The organism is Micromonospora sp. NPDC047812, assembly GCF_040704175.1.
Classification (GTDB): domain Bacteria; phylum Actinomycetota; class Actinomycetes; order Mycobacteriales; family Micromonosporaceae; genus Micromonospora.
Window position 1 is genome coordinate 237,599 of sequence record NZ_JBEYRY010000002.1, and the last position, 23,502, is coordinate 261,100.

Consider the following 23,502-nt stretch of genomic DNA (forward strand, 5'->3'; position numbering starts at 1 on the left):
CACCGGGGCCGGGCGTCCGTCGGAGGGAAGACGATGACCAAGCAGCCCGGCAGCTCCGCAGCCGCGGAGTCGGACCCCGCCGGCGACAGCGCCACCGCGCCGGCGGACGCGACGAGCGACACCGGTGCCGGAACCGGGCGCTCGGCCGACGGGACGGTGCCGGCGCTCGCGCCCGGTGCGCCGGTGCTCGCGCTCCTGGCGCTCGGGTGGCTGGCCGCGATGCTCTGGTCGACCCGCGAGGTGATCAGCTCCGCGGCCGCCGGGCTCACCGCCATCAGCCTCGCCGCGTTCGCCCTGCCGGGGGTGATCTCGGCCGCGCTGGTCGCCGGCGCCGGCTTCGCCCTCTTCGGCGTCGACCTGCTCGCCCGCCGGGGCAGCGACCGGGTCACCCTGCGCTTCGTGGCGGCGATCGGCACCGGCCTGCTCGTCGGGCTCGCCGCCGCGTTCGCGATCAACCTGACGTACGCCGACAACGCGACCACCAACGTGATCGCCGCGACCACCGCCGCCGCCGCGACCGTCGGCGGGGCCATCGCCGGCGCCCGGAGCGGGTCCGTGGTCGGGGCCGTGGTGGCCGCCGCCCTCGGCACGCTGATCTTCGTGGTGGCCTTCAGCCGGGCCCGCGACCCGCTCTTCGACCTGTTCGGCGGCGGCGACAGCCAGGAGTCGCTGCTCAGCGCCGCCAAGTGGGTGTCCCGCACCGAGTCGCTGCTCGCCGGGCTGCTGGCCGGGCTGCTGGCCTTCGGATACCTGACCCTGGCCCGCCGCCGGGCCGCCCGGCACGACGCGGCGGCGCCCGCGCCCCGCTGGCCCGCCTACCTGCTGGCCGGCGCCGGCCCCGGCCTGCTCCTGATCGTCGCCGAGGTGATCATCCGGGTCGGCGGGCGGTCCCTGCTCGACCTGGCCGGCGCGCTGAGCGAGGCGGACGCGGTGGCCCAGACCTCGCTCGGCACCTCCCGGATCGACAACGCCATCTGGGTGCTCTTCGTCGGCGCCCTGACCGCGATGATCGCCTTCGGCCGCACCCTGGGGCCGGCCCACGCCGACGACGACGAGCCGGCCGAGGCAGCCCCCACCCGCTGATCCCGGCACCCGCCGCCCCACCCGCTGATCCCGGCACCCGCCGCCCCACCCGCTGACCTCGGCACCCGGCGCGCCCCCGGCGCCGGGCGCCGCCCGTTGGTGCGGTCGGCGTCGGTCGACACCCCGTCGGCGGGCGCCGCAGGTGGCGCGCGGAGGTCAGGAGGTCGCGCGGAGCAGCAGGTCCAGCTCGGTGACGTCGTACCACTCCAGCTCGTGGTCCTCGGCACCGTCGACCGTGAACTGCGCGTCCTCGTCGCCGGCCAGGGCCTCGGTGACCACCTCCGCCGCGGCGGACACGTCGTCGACCGCGTCGGCGCCGTCCACGTGGACGGCCGCGACGGCGCCGACCGGCACGGGGGCGCCCAGCTCGACCGCGCTGGAGCCCAGCTCCCCGTCGCCCCGGCCCACGGCCGAGGCGGGCAGGTCGACCGAGACGACGACCCGGCGGCGGGGCGCGTCGGGGTCGGCCCGGAGCAGCTGCAACGCGTCCTGGGCGGCCCGGGTGAAGGCGACGTACTCCAGCTCCTCCTCGTCGCCCTCGGCGTACCACTCCCGCAGGGTGGGGGTCACCGCGTGCGCGGCGGCCACCGGCAGGCCCGCGCCGCGCAGGAGGGTCAGCATCGGGACGGTCGCCGGCACGTACACCCGGACAAGCTCCTCGGTCACCGGTCGTCTCCCCCGCTCAGGTCTGCGCCGGCCTCCGCCGGTCCCGGCCGATCATGCCCTACGCCGTGACCGTCATACACCGCGCACCTTCGCGGTGGAAGCGTCCCGCCGGTGTGTCCCGGGGCGTGTCGCCGCAGGTCGCGCGCCGGCGGCTGGGCCATGTCGGCCGTCGGTGGCAAACTGAACCAAACGACGCCAACCCCGGGGGTTTCCGTGGAGCCGAGGTTCCTGCTGCTCTCCGACGTGGCCACCGAGCTGAACGTGTCGGACTCGCAGGTCTACCACATGGTGCGCAGCGGCGAACTGCCCGCGATCAAGATCGGCGGGCGTGGCCAGTGGCGGGTGGAACGCGCCCGGCTGGAGGAGTACATCGAGCGCAAGTACGCCGAGACCGCCGACTGGGTGCGGAGCAACCCGCTGGCCGACCGCGACCCGGAGTAACCGGACCGATCCGCACGGGCATTGACCGTGGGCTCTGCCATGCCCGAGAATGGACGATGTCGGAAGCAAACGAAAGCAAACGCAAGATCACGGGAGGTAACCGGATGATCGACCCCCGCCGCCCCGGGCCCGCGCGACCTCCCGTCCGGCTGCGACCCGCCCCCTCGTTCGAGCCGCCGTTCACCGACGACGACGCCGCCCACTGGCCGGCTGCGGGCCACGCCCAGCTCGTCCTCGACCTGTTCGAGCCGTCCCGGCGCGAGGCCGACCGGCCGCCCGGCCGGCGGCAGCGGCCGGTCCCGAGCGGCCCCGGTCGTCGGCCCGCCGCCCCGATGCCACTGGACGCGCTGGTGACCGCCACCCCCGAGGCGACCCGGGCCGCGCACCGCTTCGTCCGCGCCTGCCTGGAGGTGCTCAACGGCTACCGCCCACCCGGGCAGCTCAGGCCGCTGCTCGACCCGGCGCGGGCGGCCGGGCTGCTGCCCGAGCTGGCCCGCGCCACCGCCCGCTCCGGTCCGGTGCGCCGCCGGTCGACCCGACCGGCCGTACGCCTGCTCCGGCTGCGGGTCTGCGAGCCGCGCGCCGCCGCCGTCGAGGTGGCCGCGGTGCTCGCCAGCACGGGCGGGCGCACCTGGGCGATGGCGCTGCGCCTGGAGCACCGTCGGGGCAGCTGGCTCTGCACGGCCCTCCAGGTGCTCTGAAACGCAGGCGAGCCGCGGTCCCGAAGGACCGCGGCTCCACACTGCTCGGGCGGGCGCGGGCCCGCTCAACTGCTGGTCACGCGCCGCCGTTGGGGGCGCCGTGGCAGCGCTTGTACTTCCGGCCGGACCCGCACGGGCACGGCGCGTTGCGGGACGGGCCGTTGCCGGCCTCCGCCTGCCCCGACACCGCCCGCCGGTTGTTGCCGGCCGGGACGCCCGGGCCGCGCAGACCGGACGCCGGACGCTGCGGCGCCGCCGGGGCGGTCGTCCCCGGCGCGGCCGGGGCGGCCGGGACCGGACGACCGACACCCAGCGCGGGAGCCTGCTGCTCGTCACGCTCGACGGCCACCGCGCCGGCACCGGCCTCGCCGTCGATGGTCGGCGCGGAGTACTGCAGGCCCTGCTGCTGCGGGGCCCGGCCCAGGCCCTTCGCCCGGATCTCGACCGGCTTGTCGAGCAGCTGGACCTCCTCGGCCTCGGGCTCCGGCTCGTTGACCTGGACCTCGAGGTTGTAGAGGAAGCCGACCGTCTCCTCCTTGATGCCGTCCATCATGGTGGCGAACATGTCGAAGCCCTCGCGCTGGTATTCCACCACCGGGTCGCGCTGGGCGTACGCCCGCAGGCTGATGCCCTCCTGGAGGTAGTCCATCTCGTAGAGGTGCTCGCGCCACTTGCGGTCGATGACCTGGAGCAGGACCATCCGCTCCAGCTGGCGGGTGCCCTCCTCGCCGAGCTGCTCCTCGCGCCGGTCGTACGCGGCGTGCGCGTCCTCCTTGAGGCGGGAGAGCAGGAAGTCGGCGTCGATGCCGGCCCGCGAGCCGCCGGCCTCCTCCTCCAGCTCCTCGATGGTGATGCCCACCGGGTAGAGCTGCTTGAGGCTGGCCCAGAGCTGCTCCAGGTCCCAGTCCTCGGCGTAGCCATCGGAGGTGGCCCCCCGCACGTACGCCTCGACGACGTCGTCGATCATGTTGCGGACCTGGTCGGAGAGGTCCTCGCCGTTGAGCACCCGCAGCCGCTCGGCGTAGATCACCTGGCGCTGCTTGTTCATGACCTCGTCGTACTTGAGGACGTTCTTGCGGATCTCGGCGTTCTGGCCCTCGATCTGGGCCTGCGCGCTCTTGATCTGCTTGGTGACCATCTTCGACTCGATGGGCACGTCCTCCGGGATGTTGAAGCGCTCCATGACCGCCTCGACGGCGCCGGAGCGGAAGCGCTTCATCAGCTCGTCCTGGAGCGAGAGGTAGAAGCGGGACTCGCCGGGGTCACCCTGGCGGCCCGACCGACCGCGCAGCTGGTTGTCGATGCGGCGGGACTCGTGCCGCTCGGTGCCCAGCACGTAGAGGCCACCGGCGGCGGCGACCTCCTCCGCCTCGGCGTCGCAGGCCTGCTTCCACTGGGGCAGGACCTCCTCCATCGCCTTGGCGTACTCCTCCTCCTGCTCGACCGGGTCGAGACCGCGCTGGCGCAGCTCGTTGGCGGCGAGGAACTCGGCGTTGCCGCCGAGCAGGATGTCGGTGCCGCGGCCGGCCATGTTGGTGGCGACGGTGACGGCGCCCTTGCGGCCCGCCTGGGCGACGATCTCGGCCTCGCGGGCGTGGAACTTGGCGTTCAGCACGGAGTGCGGGATGCCGCGCCGGCGCAGCAGCTGGGAGATGATCTCGGAATTCTCCACCGAGACCGTGCCGACGAGCACCGGCTGACCCATCGCGTGCCGCTCGGCGATGTCCTCCACCACGGCGTTGAACTTGGCCTTCTCGGTCTTGTAGATCACGTCCGGCCGGTCCTGCCGGACCATCGGCCGGTGGGTCGGGATCGTCACCACGCCGACCTTGTAGACCTTGTTGAACTCGCCCGCCTCGGTCTGGGCGGTACCGGTCATGCCGGAGAGCTTCTCGTAGAGGCGGAAGTAGTTCTGGAGGGTGATGGTGGCCAGGGTCTGGTTCTCCTGCTTGATCTCCACCCCCTCCTTGGCCTCGATCGCCTGGTGCATGCCCTCGTTGTAGCGGCGGCCGTGCAGGATTCGCCCGGTGAACTCGTCGACGATCAGGACCTCGCCGTCGCTGACGATGTAGTCCTTGTCGCGCTTGTAGAGCTCCTTGGCCTTGATGGCGTTGTTGAGGTAGCCCACCAGCGGGGTGTTGACCGACTCGTAGAGGTTGTCGATGCCCAGCCGGTCCTCGACCTTGGCCACGCCGCGCTCGGTGACCGCGATGGTGCGCTTGGAGTGGTCGACCTCGTAGTCGCCCTCGCCGTCCTTGCCGGGCTGGAGCCGGGCCACCACGCCCGCGAACTCGCCGTACCAGCGGGCGGAGTGCTCGGCGGGGCCGGAGATGATCAGCGGGGTGCGGGCCTCGTCGATCAGGATCGAGTCGACCTCGTCGACGACCGCGAAGTTGTGGCCGCGCTGGACCAACTCCTCCTTCGACCACGCCATGTTGTCGCGCAGGTAGTCGAAGCCGAACTCGTTGTTGGTGCCGTAGGTGATGTCGCACTCGTAGGCGGCCCGGTGCTCGGTGGCCGGCCGGTTGGGCAGCACCACGCCGACGGTGAGGCCGAGGAACTCGTGCACCCGCCCCATCCAGGCGGCGTCGCGCTGGGCCAGGTAGTCGTTGACCGTGATGACGTGCACGCCCTTGCCGGAGAGCGCGTTGAGGTAGACCGGCATGACCGAGGTCAGCGTCTTGCCCTCACCGGTCTTCATCTCGGCGATGTTGCCGAAGTGCAGCGCCGCGCCGCCCATGACCTGGACGTCGTAGGGCCGCTGGCCGAGCACCCGGGCGGCCGCCTCACGGCAGACCGCGAACGCCTCCGGCAGCAGGTCGTCGAGGGTCTCGCCGTCGGCGAGCCGCTCCTTGAACTGGTCGGTCATGCCGCGCAACTCGTCGTCGGTGAGGTTGACGTAGTCGTCCTCGATCGAGTTGACGGCGGCGGCGATGGCCTTGAGCCGGCGCACCATACGGCCCTCGCCCGCGCGGAGGACCTTTTCCAGAATCGACACGGATCAACGCTCCCCTAGACAGTCTCGAACCATCGTAGGCGCTTCATCGGCGCGATGGTCACTGGTGGCGGCCCTCCGAGCCGGCGAAACCGACATAACACGCTCGACTCGCGCCGGCCCGCCGAAATCCGGTTACGCCGTCCGCGAACGGTCCGGCACGATGGCTCGGGTGGAACCTGTGGAGATCACCGAGGACGGCCTGTTGCTGCGACCCTGGCGGGCGACCGACGCCGACGCGGTGCACCGGGCGTGCCAGGACCCGGACATCCAGCGCTGGACCACCGTACCGCGCCCGTACCTGACCGAACACGCCCTCAAGTTCGTCACCGAAGTGGCCACGGCGGACTGGGCGGCGGGCACCGGGGCACCGTTCGCGGTCTGCGACGCCGCCACCGGCGAGCTGCTCGGCTCCTGCGGGCTCGTCTCCATCGACGCCGGCCTGCGCTCCGGCGAGATCGGCTACTGGACCGCGCCCTGGGCCCGGGGCGCGGGCGTGGCCGTCCGGGCCAGCCGGGCCGTCGCCCGCTGGGCGTTCGACGCGCTGAAGCTGCGCCGGCTGATCTGGCAGGCCGAGGTGGGCAACCACGCCTCCCGCCTGGTCGCGCTCCGGGCGGGCTTCCGCGTCGAGGGCCGGCTGCGGCTCGCCGACCCCGCCCCCGCCGGCAGTGCGCAGGGCTGGATCGGCTCGCTGCTCCCCGGCGAGGTGCCCGCCCCCGGGGAGACCGGTCCGGCCGGGCCGGGCACGCTGGAGACCCGCCGCGCCGCCGTCTTCGGCGGGCCCCAGCCCGTCCTCTTCGCCACGGCCGGCGGCACCGAGCTGCGGCTGCGCCCGATGGAGGAGCGCGACCTGGACGCGGTCGTCGACACCTGCCGGGACCCGGAGACCATCCGGTGGACAAGCGTGCCCGACCCGTACGAGCGGGCGGACGCCGAGTCGTACCTGGGCTACACCCGGAGCACCTGGGCCGGCGGCACCAGCGCCTGCTTCGTGGTCGCCGACGCCGACGACCGCTACGTCGGCACGATCGACCTGCGGCTCTCCCCCGCCGACCCGCTGCTGGCCGACGTCGGGTTCATGGCCGATCCCAGGGCCCGGGGCCGGGGCCACCTGTCGGCCGCGCTGACCGCGCTCGGCGCCTGGGGCTTCACCACGCTGGGCCTGGCCCGGATCGAGTGGCGGGCCAACGTCGGCAACACCGCCTCCCGAAGGGTCGCCGAGAAGGCCGGCTTCACGGTCGAGGGCACCGCCCGGGGTGGGCTCACCCACCGCGACGAGCGGGTGGACGTCTGGGTCGGCGCGCTGCTCGCCGGGGACCTGACGTGACGCCGGAGGTGATCGAGGCCGACGGGGTGCGGCTGCGACAGTTCCGCCCCGCCGACGCCGCCGACCTGACCGCCGGCTGCGGCGACCCGGTCAACCTGCGGTTCAACCCCGGCATGCCGCAGCCGTACACCGAGGCCGACGCCCGCTGGTGGATCGCCGAGGGCGCCCCGGCGGCCTGGGCCACCGGCGGGGCCGCGTACGCCATCGCCGACCCGACCACCGACCGGCTGGTCGGCGGCGCGGGCATCGGCCAGGTCGTGGCGCCGCGCCGGCAGGCGGAGGTGGGCTACTGGGTCGCGCCGTGGGCGCGGCGGCGCGGGATCGCCACCGCCGCGACGCGGGCCCTGGCCGACTCCGCGCTCCGGCACGGTGTCGACCGGCTGGAACTGATGACCCACGCCGAGAACCCGGCCAGCCAGCGGGTGGCGCTCGCCGCCGGCTTCACCCACGAGGGGGTACGCCGGGCGGCCGGCCAGCTGCGCGGCGGCGGCCGGACGGACCTGCTCGCGTGGGTACGGCTCGCCGACGACCCGCCCGGTCCCGCCCCCCGGCTCCTGCCGGACCTGCCCGACGGCCGGCTCACCGACGGCGTGGTGACCCTGCGCCGGCTCGGCCCGGACGACGTCGACGTGATGTACCGCCTGCACACGCGGCCGGAGGTGGTGGCCAACCAGGCCCCGCCGGTGCCCCCGACCCGGGCGGCCATCGAGCGGCGTTGCCTGCTGGCCGAGAGCGCGTGGCTCACCGGCGCCATCGCCCGCCTGCTGATCGTCGACGCGGGCACCGGCGAGCCGGCGGGCAGTTGCGGGCTCAGCCTCTCCGACCCGGAGGCCAGTGAGGGTTCGATCGGCTACGCGCTCCTGCCCGACCAGCGGGGACGCGGGCTGGCCACCAGGGCGGTGCGGCTCCTGGCCGGCTGGGCGTTCGGCCCGGCCGGCATCGCCCGGCTGGTCGCCGGCACCGTGCCCGACAACACCGCCTCGCACGGGGTGCTGGAGCGGGTCGGATTCCGCCGGGAGGGCCTGCTGCGCGGGCGGCTGCCGGGGCTCGCCGGCACCCGGCTCGACGACCTGGTCTTCGGGCTGCTCCCCGACGAACTCCGCTGACCCGCCCGACCGCCCGGATCGGGCCTCGGGGCGCCCCGTGCGGCCTCGGCCCCGGGTGCCCGGCGGGACTTCCCGTCCCTGGCGGGCCGTGGTGGCGGGTGGCCCGCCACCACGGCACCGGAGGGTCAGACGGCGAGGGAGATGATTCCGTAGTCGTAGGCGTGCCGCCGGTAGACGACGCTCGGACGGCCGGACTCCTTGTCCTGGAACAGGTAGAAGTCGTGGCCGACGAGCTCCATCTGGAACAGGGCGTCGTCGACGGTCATCGGCTCGGCGGGGTGCACCTTCTCCCGCGCGATGTGCCAGGGCTGGTCGCGTTCCTCCTCCTCGACCCGTTCGGCGACGGCGGTGGCCGTCCCGGCGCCGTCGGAGGACGCGCCCAGCGGCGCGTCGAGGCCGGCTACCGGCAGGCCGGCGGTGGCCGCGGCGACGGAGAGCGGCGCGTGCCGGCCCCGGTGGACGCGGCGGCGGTCGGCCGCCCGCCGCAACCGGGTGTCCAGCTTGGCGATGGCCGCGTCGAGCGCGCTGTAGAAGTCGTTCGTGCAGGCCTCCGCCCGGATCACCGGGCCACGGGAAACGCAGGTGATTTCGACGCGCTGGCAGTGGTCCGCCTGGCGTGGATTGCGCTCGTGAAACAGCTCTACATCGACACGAATAAGTTTGTGGTCGTAGCGTTCGATCTTCGCGAGTTTCTCCGCCACGTGCACCCGGTAATGATCCGGCACTTCGACGTTACGGCCCTTGACCACGATGTCCATGTGACCTCCCTAGTTCGGACGGTCGTTCGTTCCGGCATCCGGTCGCGCCCCTGGGGGAGGTCCCACTCGGCGTCGACCGGTCAGTGCGGCTACGCCTCCTTTCACCGCCGGGGGCGGGTGGGAAGACCTCCTACCCCCGACACGAAAACGCTAACTCCTGTTCGCCCGACAGTCACCCCCGGTCGCCACGACAGCCAACAATTTTTCACAGCTCATACACCAACGGGTGAAACGGAAACACGCACCGTCACAACTTGCGCCGTCTCTCGGTCGCGGCGAGCACCGCGGCGACCGTCGGTGACAGCCCGCTCGCCGTCAGCGCCCGCCCCACCGCGCCGAGGGTGGCCCCGGTGGTCAGGATGTCGTCGAGCACCACCACCGCCGCCCCGTCGGGCGCGGACGGGACCCGCGGGCGCACCCGGAAGGCCGCCTCGGCCGCCGCCGCCCGACCGGCGCTGTCCAACGTCACCGAGTCCGGACGGGGCAGGGCCCGCAGCGGTCGCCGCACCCGCACCGGCCAGCCCGCCCGGCGCAGCCGGTCCGCGCAGTGCCGGGTCATCCGACCGAGGTGGTCGCCGTACCGGGCGCGGGCCGCCGCCGCGGTGTCCGGCACCGGCACCAGCGTCACCGGGCGGACCCCGCCCACCGCCGCCGCCACGACCTCGGCGAGCAGCGACCCCAGCGGCCGGGCCAGCCCGTGCCGGCCGTGGTCCTTGTACGCCAGCAGCGCCTCCCGCAGCGGTCCCGCGTACGGGCCGAGGGCGACGCAGGGCGGCAGGTCGGGCGGGGCGGGAGTGGGGCGTACGGCCCGGGGGCGCAGAGCGCCGAGCGCCGCCACGCACTCCGGGCAGACGCCGTGCCGCAGCCCCGGCCGGCGCTCGCGGCAGCCGGCGCACTCCGCGGGCAGCACCAGGTCGGTGAGGTCCGCCCAGAGCCCGCCGAGATCCCGCACGGAGATCAGTAGAGGAAGAAGGGGGCGGTCGGGTTGCCGGCGCGCGCCCCGGCCGACGGCGGGACCTCCTGCACCTGCTCGGGCTGGATCCGCTCGAACGGGCCGCTGCGGTACGCCACGCCGTTCGCCTCGTACATCGCGGCGCCGACGCGCCCCGCGGCGTTCGCCGGGTAGGCGGCCAGGTGCGTCACCCGGGCGCCGATCTTGTCCTCCAGCCGGCTCTCCCGGGCGCCGTCCACGCTGACCTCATAGACCGCCGGGCGGCCGACCGCGCCCGCGAGGACCAGGGCGTTCTCGCCGTACCAGTCGACGGCCGACAGGCTGGTCAGCCGGGTGTGCAGCCGACGGGCCGGGCCGGGGGTGACCCCCGCGCCGTCGGGGCTGAGCGCGGCGACGTAGAGCGCGCCCCCGGCGATGGCGGCGATCCGGTGGCCGTCCAGCGAGGCCGCCACCGCGGTCACCGGGCCGGGTACGCCCAGCGACACAGCGGTGAGCTGCGCCTGGGCGTCGAAGCGGTAGAGGCTTCCGTCGGCGACCACCAGCCCGGCCGGCTGCCCCCGGTGCGTCGAGCGCAGCCAGACGGGCCGGCTCATGGCGGCGTAGCCCTTGGCGCTGCGGCTGAACACGGCCACCGGGTCGGTGCCGGTGCCGACGGAGAGCCACTGCCGGCCGGCGTCGGTGACCACCAGCGCCGCCAGGATCTGGTTGTCGGCCCGGCTGAGCCCGGCGGAGACGACGTTCCGGTTGGCCTTGGCGTCCACGGGCACCGGGCCGCTCGACTCGCCGGCGTAGGCCAGCGGGTGGACGGCTCCCTCGTAGACGCAGAACCGCTGGAAGCTCTCCGGGAGCTGGTGCACCGGGCGGTCCAGGCGGCGCCGTTCCAGGTCGGGGATGAACTCCTGGGACTGGTTGCGGATCTTGATGTCGAGCGGCCCGTCGAAGTCCGGCAGCGACCAGGCGAGCTGCGTGCCGAGCTGCTCCAGCCGGGCCTTGTTCTCCGGCATCTCCAGGTCGACCTCCCAGCGGCCGTCCGTCCGGGTGGCGTTGTTGATCAGGCGGGTGCCGTCCGGCAGCCTGCTCACGGCCGTGCCGAGCCAGGCGGAGGGGCCGGCGGTCAGCCACTTGACCACCTCGCTCACCCGCCGCTCGTCCGGCACGGCGAGGGGCAGGTAGCGCTGGTCGGGGACGAGGCGGCTGCGGTCGTTGTTCCAGAAGTAGATCGTCCGGCTCTGGTAGTACGTCTCCAGCGCCTCGACGCTGAGCAGCAGGGCGGTCGGCGGGTTCGCCACGTACAGGCCCCCGTCCGCCAGGCCCTCCTGCCCGGGCTGGCTGCGCAGCTCGAACGTGTACGTCGTGGTGCTCGTCTCCGGCGGGCCCAGCGTGCCGTCGTTGCGCAGCTGCCCGACCTGCTGCACCTTGAGCGTGACCTCGGTCCGGTCCGGGGCGGGCGCGATCACCGGCTCCTCGGTGAGCCGGACGACGGCCAGCGCGACCTCGCTGCCCTGCTTCACCTGGAGGCGGTCGCGGTCGGCCGGCGCGATGAACTGCCGGACCCGTTGGTAGGCCCGGTCCGGCTCGCCGGCCGCGGCGGAGAGGAAGTTCTCGACGAACAGCTCCGCGTCGGCGCCGGCCGCGCTCCGGCTCGGGGGTTCGCCCCGGCTGCCGCTGGTCGAGCCGCCCTCCGCCGCCGGCCCCGGCCCGTCCACCCTGACCTCGGTGTTCTCCGGGATGCCGCAGCCGACCGCGCCGCCCAGCAGCAGCGCGCCGCCGAGCAGGCCGGCGAGCAGCCGACGCCTCACGACCCCACCTCCGCGTGCCCCCCGTTGCCCGGCCGGCGCGGGCCGACGGCCAGCGCGCCGTCGGTGCCCGGGCCGATCGTGAGCGCGCCGCCGGTGCCGGGACCGATGGCCAGCAACCCGCCCGACCGGGGCCCGCCGAAGGGCAGCGTGGCGTCGGCCGGGACCAGCCGCAGCGGCGAGGTGGTCAACCGGTCGCCGGCCCGCGACGGCAGGGTGAGCCGGAACTGGGCACCCTGCCCGGGCGCGCCCCACGCCTCCAGCCAGCCGCCGTGCAGCCGGGCGTCCTCCAGGCTGATCGACAGGCCGAGCCCGGTGCCGCCGGTCTGCCGGGCCCGGGACGGGTCGGCCCGCCAGAAGCGGTTGAACACCAGCTTCTCCTCGCCCGGCTTGAGCCCCACCCCGTGGTCGCGGACGGTGATCGCCACCGCCGTGTCGTCCACCCCGAGCGTGATCAGCACCGGCTTGGCCTCGCCGTGCTCGACGGCGTTGCCGACCAGGTTGCGCAGCACCCGCTCCACCCGCCGGGGGTCGACCTCGGCGATCACCGGGGTGCCGGGGACGTCCAGCTCGATGGCCACCCCGACGCGCTCGGCGAGACCGGCCAGGCGGTCGGCCACCCGGTGCACGACCGGCACCAGGTCGGTCGGCTCGGAGTCCAGCATGGCGAAGCCGGCGTCGAAGCGGCTGATCTCCAGCAGGTCGGTGAGCAGCTCCTCGAACCGGTCCAGCTCGGCCTGGAGCAGCTCGGCGCTGCGGGCCACCGCCGGGTCGAACTCGTCCCGCTCGGCGAAGATCAGGTCGGCGGCCATCCGGACCGTGGTCAGCGGCGTACGCAGCTCGTGCGAGACGTCGGAGGTGAAGCGGCGTTGCAGCCGGGACATCTCCTCCAGCCGCAGGATCTGCCGTTGCAGGTTGGTCGCCATCTGGTTGAACGACGCGGCGAGCAGGGCGAGGTCGTCCTCGCCGTTGACCACCATCCGCTGGTCGAGCAGGCCGGCGGAGAGCCGCTGGGCCGTGCGGGCGGCCACCCGTACCGGGGTCACCACCAGCCGGGTGACCAGGCCGGCGAGCAGGGCGAGCAGGAGCACCAGGGCCGCTCCGGTGGCGGCCACGGTGCCCCGTACGTCGGCGGCCGTGGCGTCCTGCCGGGCCAGCGGCACGAGGTAGTAGAGCTCCACCTGGCCGAACCGGGTGGGCACCGGCGAGCCGTAGACCAGGTATTTCGTGCGCTTCTCGCCCAGTCGGCCGGTGCGGATCTGGCTGGCGACCTTGCCTCCGGCCACGGTCTCGCGCAGCTCGCGGCTGATCAGCGGGCGGACGTTGACCGCGGGCGAGGACCGGGGCTGGATGGCCCCGGTGTGGTTGTCGGCGGTGAGCGCCACGATCACGCCGGTGGTCTGCTGCGGGTCACCGCCGGCCAGGTAGTTGACCGTGCCGTCGATGGTCTCCTGGAGCTGCCCCTCCTGCGGCTGGTTGTAGAGGCCGAACTGCTTCGCCGCGTAGTCCGCGCCGCTGCCCAGCCGTAGCCGCACGTCGGTCTCGACGTTCTCCACGAGGATGCCGGTGATCTTGTCGGCGATCAGGTAGGCGAAACCACCCACCAGCAGGCTGGACGCGACCAGTGTGATGGTCACCACCCGAAGCTGGAGCGACCGCCGCCAGCTCTGGTGCAACCCGGCGAGCAGGCGCGCGGCCCGGCCGCTCACGCCACGCCACAGCTCGCGCGCGGCGACACGCCGGCGCGGAGCTGCCGTCGGGGGGTCCGGAATCGGGGAGGTGGCCACAGTGTGACCAGGCTATCCGGTGCCCGCCTTGTAGCCCACGCCCCGCACGGTGAGGATGATTTCCGGCCGCTCCGGATCCGGTTCGATCTTGGCCCGCAGCCGCTGCACGTGCACGTTGACCAGCCGGGTGTCCGCCGCGTGCCGGTAGCCCCAGACCTGCTCCAGCAGCACCTCGCGGGTGAAGACCTGGCGCGGCTTGCGGGCGAGCGCGACCAGCAGGTCGAACTCCAACGGCGTCAGCTTCACCTCCTCGCCGTTGCGGCTGACGGTGTGCGCCGGCACGTCGATGGTGATCTGGTTGCCGGGCGGCCCGATGGTCAGCATCTCCGGGGCGACGTCCTCGCCGCGGCGCAGCCGCGCCCGCATCCGGGCGACCAGTTCCTTGGGCTTGAACGGCTTGACCACGTAGTCGTCGGCCCCGGACTCCAGGCCGAGCACCACGTCGACGGTGTCGCTCTTGGCGGTCAGCATGACGATCGGCACGCCCGACTCGGCCCGGATCGACCGCGCCACGTCGATGCCGCTCATCCCGGGGAGCATGAGGTCGAGCAGGACGATGTCGGGGCGGTTCTCGCGGAACGCGGCCAGTGCCCGCTCCCCGTCGGCGACGAACGAGGGGAGGAACCCCTCGCTGCGCAGGACGATGCCGAGCATCTCGGCGAGCGCGGGGTCGTCGTCGACCACCAGTACCCGGGCTCTCATGGGGTTAATGTTTCCATCCCCTTCAGTTCGGTGGGATCCCCGTCACCCGGCACGGTACTGCCGTGGGAGGTCGCCGCCCAGCAGCAGGTGCCCGGCGTCGCCGCCCCGACGTGCGGGTCCACCCGATCGGAACGGGCGTGTCACCATGATCCCCGCGTGCGCCGTCACGCGCCACCGCCGTCCCTCCCCAGGAGTACGCGTGCCCGACGCCGGCCCGACCGCCGTGCTCCCGCGCCGCCCCCTCACGGTCGGCGAGCTGCTGGACTCCGCGGTCCTGCTGCTGCGCGGCCAGGCCCGGGTGCTGGTGCCGGTCGCCCTCGTGCTGGCCGTGGCCGAGCAGCTCCTGCTGCACCCGCTGCGCCTCGCCGCCGGCACGGCGCCACCCGCCTGGCTGCCGGAGTTCGGGCGGTTCGGCGCGTACTGGCTGCTGCTGGCGGTGGGCGCGGCGAGCGAGGCGGTGATCGTCCTGCTGCTCGGCAACCCGGCCGCCCGGGCCGCCGGGGCCGCGCTGTTCGGTCGCGCGGCGGGCCCCCGGGAACTGCTCCGCCCGGCCGGCGCGCGCTGGGGCGCCACCGCGCTGCTCGCCGTCCTCGTCGGCGTGCTGATGTGCGGGGTCGCGCTGTTCGGGCCGGCGTGGATCGTCGGGTTCGCCCTGCTCGGCGCCGTGGCGCCGGCACTGGTCGTCGACCGGGTGCACCCGCTGCGCGCCCCGCTGCGCGCCGCCGCCCTGGCCGTCCGCGGCGCCGGCCGGGCCGGCTGGATCCGGCTGCTCGGCTACCTGGTGTGGTGGATCGTCCGCGTCGGCCTCGGCGTCGGCGTCTACCTCGGGCTGGACTCGTTCGACCTCGTCGACCGCGCCTGGGCCGGGTGGCTCTCGCTCGCCGTCTGGGCGGGCGTGAACAGCGTCGCCTACCCGGCCCTGGCCTGCCTGGACGCGGTGCTGCACCTGGAGACCCGGATGCGTACCGAGGGGCTGGACATCCGGCTCTCCCGGGCCCGGGCGGGCACGCCGGAGACCGTCCTGCTGGCGGCCGGGCGATGAGCTTCAGCCGGTGGTGGACCGAGACCACGGCGGCGCTCGGCGACCGGGTGCCGCTGTCCCTGGTCGCGCTGCTGCTGGTGCTCGCCGCGGTGCTGGTCGCCGCCGGCTGGTACACGTTCCCGGCCTGGGTCCCCCGGCGGTTGCCCCGGCTGCGCCGACGCCGCCGGAAGAGTCCGCCGCCGGACGCCCCGCCGCCGGTCGTCCCCGCTCCCCGCGAGCCCGAGTTGCCGGCCGCCGCGTACGTCTCCCTCGCGGACCGGCTCGCCGCCGAGGGCCGGTACGCCGAAGCCGCCCGGGAGCGGCTGCGCGCGATGGTCCGGGAGCTGGCCGCCCGGCGCGTGGTGCAGCCGCAGCCCGGCATGACCGTCGCCGAGCTGGTGCGCGCCGCGACGGACACCCGGCCCCAGGTGGGCCCACCGCTGAGCGCCGCCGGCGCGATCTTCTCCGAGCTCTGGTACGGCCAGCGCCCCGCCTCCGCCGAGCACGACCACCGGATGCGGGAGCACGCCGCCGACCTGGACCGGGTGCTGACCGGCCGACCCGAGGACGGGCCACGACCATGAGCGCACAGGCCACCGCCGTCCCACCGGCGCCACGCGCGGTCGTCGCCGGCCGGCGACGACGCCGCCGGCACCGGCTGCTGATCCCGCTGGGCCTGGCCGCGGCGCTGCTGGCCACCACGCTGGTCACCCACGCGGTCGACCAGCCCGACCCCGGCGACCGGGGTTTCCTCTCCCCGGTCGCGACCGGGGACGACGGCGGCAGCCGGCTCGCCGACGCGCTGCGCGGGCGGGGCGTCACCGTGCAGCGGGAGACGGACACGCTGCGCGCCCTGCTGGCCGCCCGCAGCGGCGCGGCCACGCTCTTCGTGCCCGCGCCGGCGCTGCTACACCCGGACACGGTCGGCGCGTTGGACTCGCTGCCCTCGGCCACCAGGCTGGTGCTGGTGGACCCGCCGCGGCGGGTGCTGGAGGCGGTCAGGCTGCTGCCGGTGGAACCGGCCGGTCGCCGGTGGGCCGCGCAGGCGGTGGGGCCGGACGCGCGGGGCCTGCCCTGCCCGTTGCCCGAGCTGCGCCCGCTCGGGCGCGTGGCGGTCGGGCTGCAACGCTACGCGCTCGCCCCGGGCGCGTCGGCGCCCGTCCGGTTCTGCTTCGCCGACGGGCTCGCCCTGCTGTCCCGGGTCCCCGAGAGCACCGTGGCGGTGGGCGCCAGCGACCCGTTCCGCAACGACCGGATCGACGAGTGGGACAACCGGGCGTTCGCCACCGCGCTGCTCGGCGGGTCCGGTCGGGTGGTGTGGCTCGACCTGGACGGCCCCGAGCCCCCGCCGGTCTTCGGCGACGGCGACAACGGCAGCCCGGCCTGGTCGCCGACGCCGGGCGGCTCCACCGGGAATGGCGGCCCCGGCCGCGGCACCGGCACCGGGGACGGCACCGGCGACGGACGCCCCGGCGACCCGGCGGGCCCGGGCGGGGAGCCCGACGACGACAGCGACAGCGAGGGCCGCGACGACTCCCGGGCCGACAGGCCCGACCCGCCGAACCCGCTCTGGTCCGCCTTCCCCGCCTGGCTGTGGGCGTTGCTGGCCCAGCTCGCCGTGGCCGCCCTGCTGGCCGCGCTCTGGCGGGCCCGCCGGCTCGGCCCGCCAGCGGTGGAGCCGCTGCCGGTCACGGTCCGCTCGGCGGAGACGGTGCTCGGCCGGGCGCGGCTCTACGAGAAGGCGGGCGCCCGGGACGCGGCCGCGCGGACCCTGCGGACCGCCGCCCTGGACCGCCTGACGCCCCGGCTGCACCTGCCGCCGACCGCGCCGCCGACCGACGTGGCCGCGGCGGTCGCCGCCCGCACCGGCGACGACCCCCGGTGGACCCACGAGGTGCTGCACGGCGCCGGGCCCGAGACCGACCAGGACCTGCTGGACCTGGCCCGCGCGCTGGACCGGCTGACCCGCGTCGCCGCTGACGGCCCGCACCCGCCCGCCGAGGCACCGCCGCCGGCCACCGCCGGCCCGCACCCGCCCGCCGAGGCACCGCCGCCGGCCACCGTCGGGCCGCCCCCGCCCGCCGCGCCGCCCGCCGAAGGACCGCACCCGCCAGCCGCACCGCACGCGCACCGAGCCGAAGGAGACCCCCGGTGACCCGACCCGCCGGTACCGCCGAGCCGCCGACCACCGACCCCGTCGACCCCCGCGCCGCCCTGCACCGGCTGCGCGCCGAGGTCGCCAAGGCGGTCGTCGGGCAGGACGCGGTCGTCACCGGCCTGGTGATCGCCCTGCTCTGCCGCGGGCACGTGCTGCTGGAGGGCGTGCCGGGCGTGGCCAAGACCCTGCTGATCCGCACCGTGGCCACCGCCCTCGACCTCGGCTCCAAGCGGGTGCAGTTCACCCCGGACCTGATGCCGGGCGACGTCACCGGCTCGCTGATCTTCGACCCGCGCACCGCCGCCTTCACCTTCCGCGAGGGGCCGGTCTTCACCAACCTGCTGCTCGCCGACGAGATCAACCGGACGCCGCCGAAGACCCAGTCGGCGCTGCTGGAGGTGATGGAGGAGCGGCAGGTCTCGGTGGAGGGCGAACGGCGGGCACTGCCCGACCCGTTCATCGTCGCCGCCACCCAGAACCCGATCGAGTACGAGGGCACCTACCCGCTGCCGGAGGCGCAGCTCGACCGGTTCCTGCTCAAGCTCACCGTGCCGCTGCCCAACCGGGACGAGGAGCTGGGCGTGCTCCGCGCGCACCACGCCGGCTTCGACCCCCGCGACCTGGCCGCTGCCGGCGTACGGCCGGTGGCCGACGCGGCCGACCTGGCGGCGGCCCGGGCGGCGGTCGGCCGGGTGCACGTGGCCGAGCCGCTCTTCGGCTACATCGTCGACCTCTGCCGGGCCACCCGCAACACCCCGGCGCTGGAGCTGGGCGCCTCGCCCCGGGGCGCCACCGCGCTGCTCAACACGGCCAAGGCGTGGGCCTGGCTGGCCGGCCGCGACCACGTCGTACCGGACGACGTGAAGGCGGTCGCCCGGCCGACGCTGCGGCACCGGCTGCGGCTGCGCCCCGAGGTGGAGCTGGAGGGCGTCGGCGTGGACGCGGTGCTGGACACGGTGCTCGCCACCGTGCCGACGCCGCGATGACCTGGCGGGCGGCGCTCCTGCTGGCGGTCGGCGCGCTGACCCTGCCGGCCTGGCCGTCGCCGTTCGCCGGGCTGCTGGTGATGACCGGGGCGGTGCTGCTGCTGGTGCTGCTCGACCGGGCGCTGGCCGCGCCCCCGGGCGCGCTCACCGCCGCCCGCGAGGGGGACCGCGCGGTCCGGCTCGGCGGCACCGCCACCGTCACGCTGCTGCTGCACAACCCCTCCGGCCGTACGCTGCGGGCCAGGGTCCGCGACGCCTGGGTGCCGTCTGCCGGGGCCCGCCCCGACGTGCCCCCGGCGCGGCTGGTGCGCGTCGAACCGGGCACGACGGTGGCGCTGCCCAGCCGGCTCACCCCCGTCCGGCGGGGCGACCGGCCGGCGGTGGCGCTGACGGTGCGCTCGTTCGGGCCGCTGGGGCTCGGGTTCCGGCAGCGCGCCGGCCGACCGGCCACCCCACCGTGGACGGTGCGCGTGCTGCCCCGCTTCGACTCCCGCCGGCACCTGCCGGAGAAGCTGTCCCGGCTACGGGTCATCGACGGCACCCAGGTGAGCCGCGGGCGGGGCCAGGGCACCGAGTTCGACACCCTCCGCGAGTACGTGGTCGGCGACGACGTGCGGTCGATCGACTGGCGGGCGAGCGCGCGCCGGGCCGACGTGCTGGTGCGCACGTGGCGGCCGGAGCGGGACCGCCGGCTGCTCTGCGTGCTGGACACCGGGCGGACGTCTGCGGTGCGGGTCGGCGACGAACCCCGGCTGGACACCGCGATCGACGCCGCGCTGCTGCTCACCGCCCTCGCCGCCCGCGCCGGCGACCGGGTCGACCTGCTCGCCGCCGACACGGCGGTGCGGGCCACCGTCACCGGCACCGGCGGGCCGGCCCTGCTCTCCCGGGTGGTGCACGCCCTCGCCCCGCTCCAGCCGACGCTGGCGGAGACGGACTTCGACCTGATCGCGGGCGAGCTGCTGCGCCGGCAGCGCCAACGCAGCCTCGTGGTGCTCTTCACCGCGTTGGAGGCCGGTGCCCTCGGCGAGGGGCTGCTGCCGGTGCTCCCCCGGCTGGCCGCCCGGCACAGGGTGGTGATCGCGGCGACGCACGACCCGGTGCTGACCGCCCTCACCACCGGCGTCCCGCAGCGGCCGGGGGACGCCTACGCCGCGGCGGCGGCCTGGCGGGCGCTCGCCGAACGCGACCGGGTCCGCGCCGCCCTGGGCCGGCACGGCGTGACAGTGGTCGACGCCCCGGCGGGCCGGCTGGCCCCCACGCTCGCCGACACCTACCTGCGCCTGAAGGCCCTCGGTCAGCTCTGATCAGGCTCGGCGGCGACGGCGCGGCGACCGAGGACCACCACGTACGCCAGGAAGGCGAGCCAGACGGCGGCGCCCGCGGCGACGCGGAGCGGAACCGGCACGGGCGCGGGGGTCACGAACGCCTCGATGACGGCGGAGACCGCGAAGAGCCCCACCAGCCCGAGGGCGACGAGGACGCCCTCGCGTCCCGCCCGGGCCACCGCCTGCCCCCGGGTGAGCTGCGTCGGCGGCGCGATCCACGCCCACCCGATGCGCAGGCCCACCCCGGCGGCCACGAAGACGCCGGTGAGTTCCAGCAGCCCGTGCGGGGTGATCAGGCCGAAGAAGACGTCCGCGCGGCCGTAGGCGACCATCACCCCGCCGACCACGCCGATGTTGAGGGCGTTCTGCCAGAGCAGGTAGAGCACCGGGACGATCAGCACCCCGGCGGCGAGGCACTGGGCGGCGAGCCAGGCGTTGTGCGTCCACAGGTGGAAGGCGAACGTCGGCGCGGAGAACTCGGTGTAGTAGCCGGCGAAGCCGGACTCGACCAGGTCGGCGGCCGCCGCGTCGCCGATGAAGGCCGCCGCCGTCTGCGGGTTGCCGGCGACGAACCAGATGAGGAAGAGGCTGAGCAGGCTGAACCCGGTCGCCACCCCGCACCACCAGGGCCAGGCGCGGTAGACCGCGGCGGGGAAGCCGGCCACGAGGAACCGCCCGACCGCCGCCCACGACGGGCGCGGGCGCCCGGTGAGCCGGGCCCGGGCGCGCAGCACCACCTGGGAGAGCTGGCTGACCAGCGCCGGGTCGGGTGAGCGGCTGCGCAGCACCGACAGCTGGGTGGTCGCCCGCTGGTAGAGGGCGACCAGCTCGTCGACCTCGGCGGCGTCGAGCCGGCCGCGCCCGGAGAGTTCCTCCAGCCGTCGCCACTCCCCGCCGTGTTCCGCGACGTACGCGTCGAGATCCACCGTCACCCCCGTCCGGCGATCATAGTGTTCACTGTCGGGGTGAGAGCACAACCGCGACCGCCGGCCGGACCCGCCCCGTGGGGCGACGCCGGGCTGGTCAGCGGGGAGGCCGTGGAGCTGGACGTCCGGGCCGCCCGCATCGGTTCCCGGGTGCTCGCGCTGCTGCTCGACGTCCTGGCGCAGGCGGCCCTCATGCTGGTGCTGTCCATGAGCGTCGGCGTCGCGCTGCTCAACCTGCCGGAGGGGCTGGTCGACGGCGCCCTGGCCGGCGGCCTCGCGACGGTGGGCCTGATCCTGGTGCTGGTCGGCTACCCGGTGCTGTGCGAGCGGTTCAACCACGGCCGCACGCTGGGCAAGATGGCGGTCGGGCTGCGCGTGGTCAGCGCCGACGGCGCTCCGGTCGCGGCGCGGCAGTCCCTGATCCGGGCGCTGGTCGGCGTGGCGGTGGAGTGGCCCGGTCTGGTGCTGCCGCTGCTGAGCTGGGTGGCCGGGGTGACGGTGATGGTGACCGACCGGCGCGGGCGTCGACTGGGCGACCTGGTGGCGGGCACGCTGGTCGTGCACACCCGGACGGCGACCGCCTGGCGGCCCGTCCCCACGGCGGTTCCCGCGCTGGCCGGCTGGGCGGGCACGGTGGACCTGAGCCGGCTCGACGACGGCCTGGCGTTGGCCGCCCGGCAGTACCTGGCCCGGGTGCGCCAGCTGGCGGAGCCGGCGCGCGGGCAGCTGGGGCGCGGGCTGTGGACCGAGGTCTCGGCGGTGATCGCGCCGCCCCCGCCACCGGGCATGCCCGAGTCGGTCTACCTGGCCGCGGTCCTCGGCGAGCGGCACCGGCGGGCGCGGTACCGGCTGGGGCTCGGCCGGACGGCCGCCGCGACGCTCTGGCCCGAGCTGGTGACCGGCCCGCCCGGCGCCACCGCCCGGCCCGGCCCGATCCGGCCGGCGGCGCCGGACCTCGACCTGGTGGCCGGGCCCGCCGTGCCGGCGCAGGCCGCCCCGGTGGTACGACCGGCGGTCGTGCCGACGACGCGGGACGACGCCCCGTCCACGGTCGACTCCCGCACCTGAGCCGCTGCGCGGAAGCGGGCCGGGCGCCGGCTGTGGCAGGATCCGGCTCGCCCCTACGAGACAGGATGACCGTGGCCGACGACCTGTTCACCCCCACGATCGCGCCGCCGACGTACGAGGTGCGACGCCCGCCGTGGCGGCCCCAGTCGCTGATCTTCCCGGCCGTGTTCGGCGGCCCGACGGCCGTCACCGTGCTGGCCCTGGTCAACGGGCACCGGCTGGGGGTGTCCCGCCCGGCACGCCTGGCGGTGCTCGGCGCCGGGCTGGTCGGGCTGGTCGCCCGGCTGGCGATCACGCTCGCGGTCTTCGACGACGGCGGCAACCGTCCCGTACGACTGGTCGGGGCGCTGGCCGGCGGGCTGGTCTGGCTCGTCGCCGCCACCACCCAGAAGCGACAGTTCCGGGCGTACGAGCTGCGTGGCGGCCAGCCCGCCTCGCTGTGGCTGCCCGGCCTCGGGGCGGTGCTCCTGCTCGGCTTCGCCGAGGCCGTGCTGGTCTTCCTGGTGGCCGTCGCGTGACCGCCCCGGAGATGCAGCTCGCCCGGGTGGCCCAGCTGCTGGAGGTGAACCGCCCGGAGCAGGCCCTGGCGGAGGTCGACCGGCTGCCCGCCCCGCTGGCCACCAGCCTGCTCGCGTTCCGGCTGCGGGCGGGCGCGCTGACCGTCCTCGACCGCTGGGACGACGTGGTCGCCGTGACCCGGCAGGGGCTCGCCGAGCACGGCCCGGACGCCGAACTGCTCGGCCGGCTCGGCCTCGCGCTGCGGCACCGCCGCGAGCACCACCTCGCCGAGCGGGCGCTGCTCGACGCGCTCGCCATCGAGCCGGAGAGCCCGTGGCTGCTCTGCCAGTACGCCGACCTCTGCTGCGCCGTCGGCCAGACCGACAAGGCGGAACGCCTGGTGGCCCGCGCCGCGGCGATCGTCCCGGACGCGCCGGCCGTCTTCGCCTCCCGGTTCCAGCTCGCGTACGCCCGGGGTGACAACCGGGCGGCCGAGCGGGTCGCCGGGGAGTTCCTGGGGGCGTGGCCGGGCAATCCGGTGGCGCTCGCCCTGCACGGCGTCGCCGCCGCCCAGCGCGGCCGGGTGGCCGACGCCCACCGCGCCTTCGGTCAGGCGGCGGCGCACGACCCGACCGACGCGGACTACGCGGACGCCGCCTGGGAGACCCGGGTGTACGCGCACCCGCTGCTGCTGCCGTTGCGCCCGCTCTACCGGCTGGGGATCTTCCGCACCTGGCTGCTCGCGGTCGGCGTGATCGTGCTGCTCAACGCCGCCGGTTTGGACGTGCTCGGCGGCCTGTTCGCCCTGGCCTGGATGCTCTTCTGCGTCTGGTCGTGGATCGCTCCGCCGCTGGTCCGCCGGATGGTGCTCGGCCGGTGGCGGTCGTGAGGGCGTTCGGGCCGTGGCTGGCCGTCCTCGCCGTGGTGCTGCTGCTCGACGCGCTGCGCCTGCGCACGCTGGCGGCCGTGGTCTCGGTGGCCTGGCTCGTCTGGTGCGTGTGGAGCTGGATCCGCCCCGCCCGTCGCCGCTCCCCCCGGGACTGACCGCCCGGCGGCGCGCGTCCGCCCGCGCGCTCGACCCGTGGCGGCGCGGCCCGCCCGCGCGGACGCCGGCGGGCTCGACCCGTGGCCGCGCGCTCCCGCCCCGGAAACGCCGACCGGGCCGGCCGCTGGAAGAGAAGCGGCCGGCCCGGTCGGTGCGGT

22 protein-coding genes are annotated in these 23,502 nt (G+C 75.5%); 14 read left to right on the forward strand and 8 right to left on the reverse strand.

Translation table 11 applies throughout. The annotated features are described in order from the left end of the window. Positions 1-33 precede the first annotated feature (33 nt). Complete coding sequence (locus AB0883_RS08795) at positions 34-1,083, forward strand: hypothetical protein (RefSeq protein ID WP_366640689.1); 1,050 nt, start codon at positions 34-36, stop codon at positions 1,081-1,083. 156 nt (positions 1,084-1,239) lie between these two features. Here AB0883_RS08795 and AB0883_RS08800 read toward each other — a convergent pair whose 3' ends face one another. Further along, positions 1,240-1,749, reverse strand: coding sequence for a hypothetical protein (locus tag AB0883_RS08800; RefSeq protein WP_366640690.1), 510 nt, complete (start codon positions 1,747-1,749; stop codon positions 1,240-1,242). A gap of 159 nt (positions 1,750-1,908) precedes the next feature. Between AB0883_RS08800 and AB0883_RS08805 the strand changes: the two genes are divergently transcribed. Both AB0883_RS08805 and AB0883_RS08810 read left to right on the forward strand, forming a co-directional pair. Continuing rightward, positions 1,909-2,190, forward strand: coding sequence for a helix-turn-helix domain-containing protein (locus tag AB0883_RS08805; RefSeq protein ID WP_366640691.1), 282 nt, complete (start codon positions 1,909-1,911; stop codon positions 2,188-2,190). A 104-nt stretch (positions 2,191-2,294) separates the two neighbouring features. Continuing rightward, on the forward strand, positions 2,295-2,891 hold the full coding sequence (locus tag AB0883_RS08810) for an Rv3235 family protein (protein WP_366640692.1): 597 nt from the start codon (positions 2,295-2,297) through the stop codon (positions 2,889-2,891). A 76-nt stretch (positions 2,892-2,967) separates the two neighbouring features. Here the strand turns inward: AB0883_RS08810 and secA are convergent, their stop codons facing one another. Continuing rightward, positions 2,968-5,889 (reverse strand): preprotein translocase subunit SecA, encoded by a 2,922-nt coding sequence (gene secA / locus AB0883_RS08815; RefSeq protein WP_366640693.1) that lies wholly within the window; start codon positions 5,887-5,889, stop codon positions 2,968-2,970. 160 nt (positions 5,890-6,049) lie between these two features. Here secA and AB0883_RS08820 point away from each other — a divergent pair, with 160 nt between their 5' ends. Continuing rightward, positions 6,050-7,213, forward strand: a complete 1,164-nt coding sequence (locus AB0883_RS08820) for a GNAT family N-acetyltransferase (RefSeq protein ID WP_366640694.1) — start codon at positions 6,050-6,052, stop codon at positions 7,211-7,213. Next, entirely contained in the window at positions 7,210-8,319 is a 1,110-nt protein-coding gene (locus AB0883_RS08825) for a GNAT family N-acetyltransferase (protein WP_366640695.1), read from the forward strand. Before AB0883_RS08820 ends, AB0883_RS08825 begins: the two co-directional genes overlap by 4 nt. 125 nt (positions 8,320-8,444) lie before the next feature. Here AB0883_RS08825 and raiA read toward each other — a convergent pair whose 3' ends face one another. The 5 genes from raiA to mtrA form a co-directional block, all read right to left on the reverse strand. Then, entirely contained in the window at positions 8,445-9,077 is a 633-nt protein-coding gene (raiA, locus tag AB0883_RS08830; protein ID WP_366640696.1) for a ribosome-associated translation inhibitor RaiA, read from the reverse strand. A 247-nt stretch (positions 9,078-9,324) separates the two neighbouring features. Next, the gene (locus tag AB0883_RS08835; RefSeq protein WP_366640697.1) at positions 9,325-10,029 is read right to left on the reverse strand and encodes a ComF family protein; all 705 of its coding nucleotides are present in this window, start codon (positions 10,027-10,029) and stop codon (positions 9,325-9,327) included. A 5-nt stretch (positions 10,030-10,034) separates the two neighbouring features. Next, entirely contained in the window at positions 10,035-11,828 is a 1,794-nt protein-coding gene (locus AB0883_RS08840) for an LpqB family beta-propeller domain-containing protein (RefSeq protein WP_366640698.1), read from the reverse strand. Continuing rightward, positions 11,825-13,612, reverse strand: a complete 1,788-nt coding sequence (mtrB, locus tag AB0883_RS08845) for an MtrAB system histidine kinase MtrB (protein ID WP_366640699.1) — start codon at positions 13,610-13,612, stop codon at positions 11,825-11,827. Before mtrB ends, AB0883_RS08840 begins: the two co-directional genes overlap by 4 nt. 12 nt (positions 13,613-13,624) lie before the next feature. Further along, positions 13,625-14,314 (reverse strand): MtrAB system response regulator MtrA, encoded by a 690-nt coding sequence (gene mtrA, locus AB0883_RS08850; RefSeq protein ID WP_089001893.1) that lies wholly within the window; start codon positions 14,312-14,314, stop codon positions 13,625-13,627. Between the two features lie 199 nt (positions 14,315-14,513). Between mtrA and AB0883_RS08855 the strand changes: the two genes are divergently transcribed. Genes AB0883_RS08855 through AB0883_RS08875 form a run of 5 tightly spaced genes read left to right on the forward strand, consistent with a single transcriptional unit; the run spans position 14,514 to position 19,786 of the window. Continuing rightward, positions 14,514-15,356, forward strand: a complete 843-nt coding sequence (locus AB0883_RS08855; protein WP_366640700.1) for a hypothetical protein — start codon at positions 14,514-14,516, stop codon at positions 15,354-15,356. After that, the gene (locus AB0883_RS08860) at positions 15,353-15,919 is read left to right on the forward strand and encodes a DUF4129 domain-containing protein (protein ID WP_366640701.1); all 567 of its coding nucleotides are present in this window, start codon (positions 15,353-15,355) and stop codon (positions 15,917-15,919) included. Before AB0883_RS08855 ends, AB0883_RS08860 begins: the two co-directional genes overlap by 4 nt. Then, positions 15,916-17,490, forward strand: coding sequence for a DUF4350 domain-containing protein (locus AB0883_RS08865; protein WP_366640702.1), 1,575 nt, complete (start codon positions 15,916-15,918; stop codon positions 17,488-17,490). The genes AB0883_RS08860 and AB0883_RS08865 overlap by 4 nt, the downstream gene beginning before the upstream one ends. After that, positions 17,487-18,479 (forward strand): MoxR family ATPase, encoded by a 993-nt coding sequence (locus AB0883_RS08870; RefSeq protein WP_366640703.1) that lies wholly within the window; start codon positions 17,487-17,489, stop codon positions 18,477-18,479. Before AB0883_RS08865 ends, AB0883_RS08870 begins: the two co-directional genes overlap by 4 nt. Then, positions 18,476-19,786 (forward strand): DUF58 domain-containing protein, encoded by a 1,311-nt coding sequence (locus AB0883_RS08875; protein WP_366640704.1) that lies wholly within the window; start codon positions 18,476-18,478, stop codon positions 19,784-19,786. The genes AB0883_RS08870 and AB0883_RS08875 overlap by 4 nt, the downstream gene beginning before the upstream one ends. Here the strand turns inward: AB0883_RS08875 and AB0883_RS08880 are convergent. Beyond that, the gene (locus tag AB0883_RS08880) at positions 19,777-20,739 is read right to left on the reverse strand and encodes a stage II sporulation protein M (RefSeq protein WP_366640705.1); all 963 of its coding nucleotides are present in this window, start codon (positions 20,737-20,739) and stop codon (positions 19,777-19,779) included. The genes AB0883_RS08875 and AB0883_RS08880 overlap by 10 nt on opposite strands. A gap of 33 nt (positions 20,740-20,772) precedes the next feature. On the opposite strand from AB0883_RS08880, the gene AB0883_RS08885 reads away from it, so the two are divergent. From AB0883_RS08885 to AB0883_RS08900, 4 genes are all read left to right on the forward strand, one after another. Beyond that, positions 20,773-21,801: an RDD family protein gene (locus AB0883_RS08885; RefSeq protein WP_366640706.1), complete on the forward strand. Its 1,029-nt coding sequence runs from the start codon at positions 20,773-20,775 to the stop codon at positions 21,799-21,801. Between the two features lie 65 nt (positions 21,802-21,866). Next, positions 21,867-22,319, forward strand: a complete 453-nt coding sequence (locus tag AB0883_RS08890; RefSeq protein WP_366640707.1) for a hypothetical protein — start codon at positions 21,867-21,869, stop codon at positions 22,317-22,319. Next, positions 22,316-23,188 (forward strand): tetratricopeptide repeat protein, encoded by an 873-nt coding sequence (locus AB0883_RS08895; RefSeq protein ID WP_366640708.1) that lies wholly within the window; start codon positions 22,316-22,318, stop codon positions 23,186-23,188. The genes AB0883_RS08890 and AB0883_RS08895 overlap by 4 nt, the downstream gene beginning before the upstream one ends. After that, positions 23,176-23,343, forward strand: coding sequence for a hypothetical protein (locus AB0883_RS08900; RefSeq protein WP_199729487.1), 168 nt, complete (start codon positions 23,176-23,178; stop codon positions 23,341-23,343). Before AB0883_RS08895 ends, AB0883_RS08900 begins: the two co-directional genes overlap by 13 nt. The last annotated feature ends 159 nt before the right edge of the window (positions 23,344-23,502 follow it).

Excerpts from the sequence above, each read along its gene's own strand:
- AB0883_RS08865 (WP_366640702.1), top strand. The coding sequence starts at position 15,916 with ATGAGCGCACAGGCCACCGCCGTCCCACCGGCGCCACGCGCGGTCGTC.
- mtrA (WP_089001893.1), bottom strand. The coding sequence starts at position 14,314 with ATGAGAGCCCGGGTACTGGTGGTCGACGACGACCCCGCGCTCGCCGAG.
- raiA (WP_366640696.1), bottom strand. The coding sequence starts at position 9,077 with ATGGACATCGTGGTCAAGGGCCGTAACGTCGAAGTGCCGGATCATTAC.
- AB0883_RS08805 (WP_366640691.1), top strand. The coding sequence starts at position 1,909 with ATGTCGGCCGTCGGTGGCAAACTGAACCAAACGACGCCAACCCCGGGG.
- AB0883_RS08875 (WP_366640704.1), top strand. The coding sequence starts at position 18,476 with ATGACCTGGCGGGCGGCGCTCCTGCTGGCGGTCGGCGCGCTGACCCTG.
- AB0883_RS08890 (WP_366640707.1), top strand. The coding sequence starts at position 21,867 with ATGACCGTGGCCGACGACCTGTTCACCCCCACGATCGCGCCGCCGACG.
- AB0883_RS08810 (WP_366640692.1), top strand. The coding sequence starts at position 2,295 with ATGATCGACCCCCGCCGCCCCGGGCCCGCGCGACCTCCCGTCCGGCTG.
- AB0883_RS08860 (WP_366640701.1), top strand. The coding sequence starts at position 15,353 with ATGAGCTTCAGCCGGTGGTGGACCGAGACCACGGCGGCGCTCGGCGAC.
- AB0883_RS08795 (WP_366640689.1), top strand. The coding sequence starts at position 34 with ATGACCAAGCAGCCCGGCAGCTCCGCAGCCGCGGAGTCGGACCCCGCC.
- AB0883_RS08820 (WP_366640694.1), top strand. The coding sequence starts at position 6,050 with ATGGCTCGGGTGGAACCTGTGGAGATCACCGAGGACGGCCTGTTGCTG.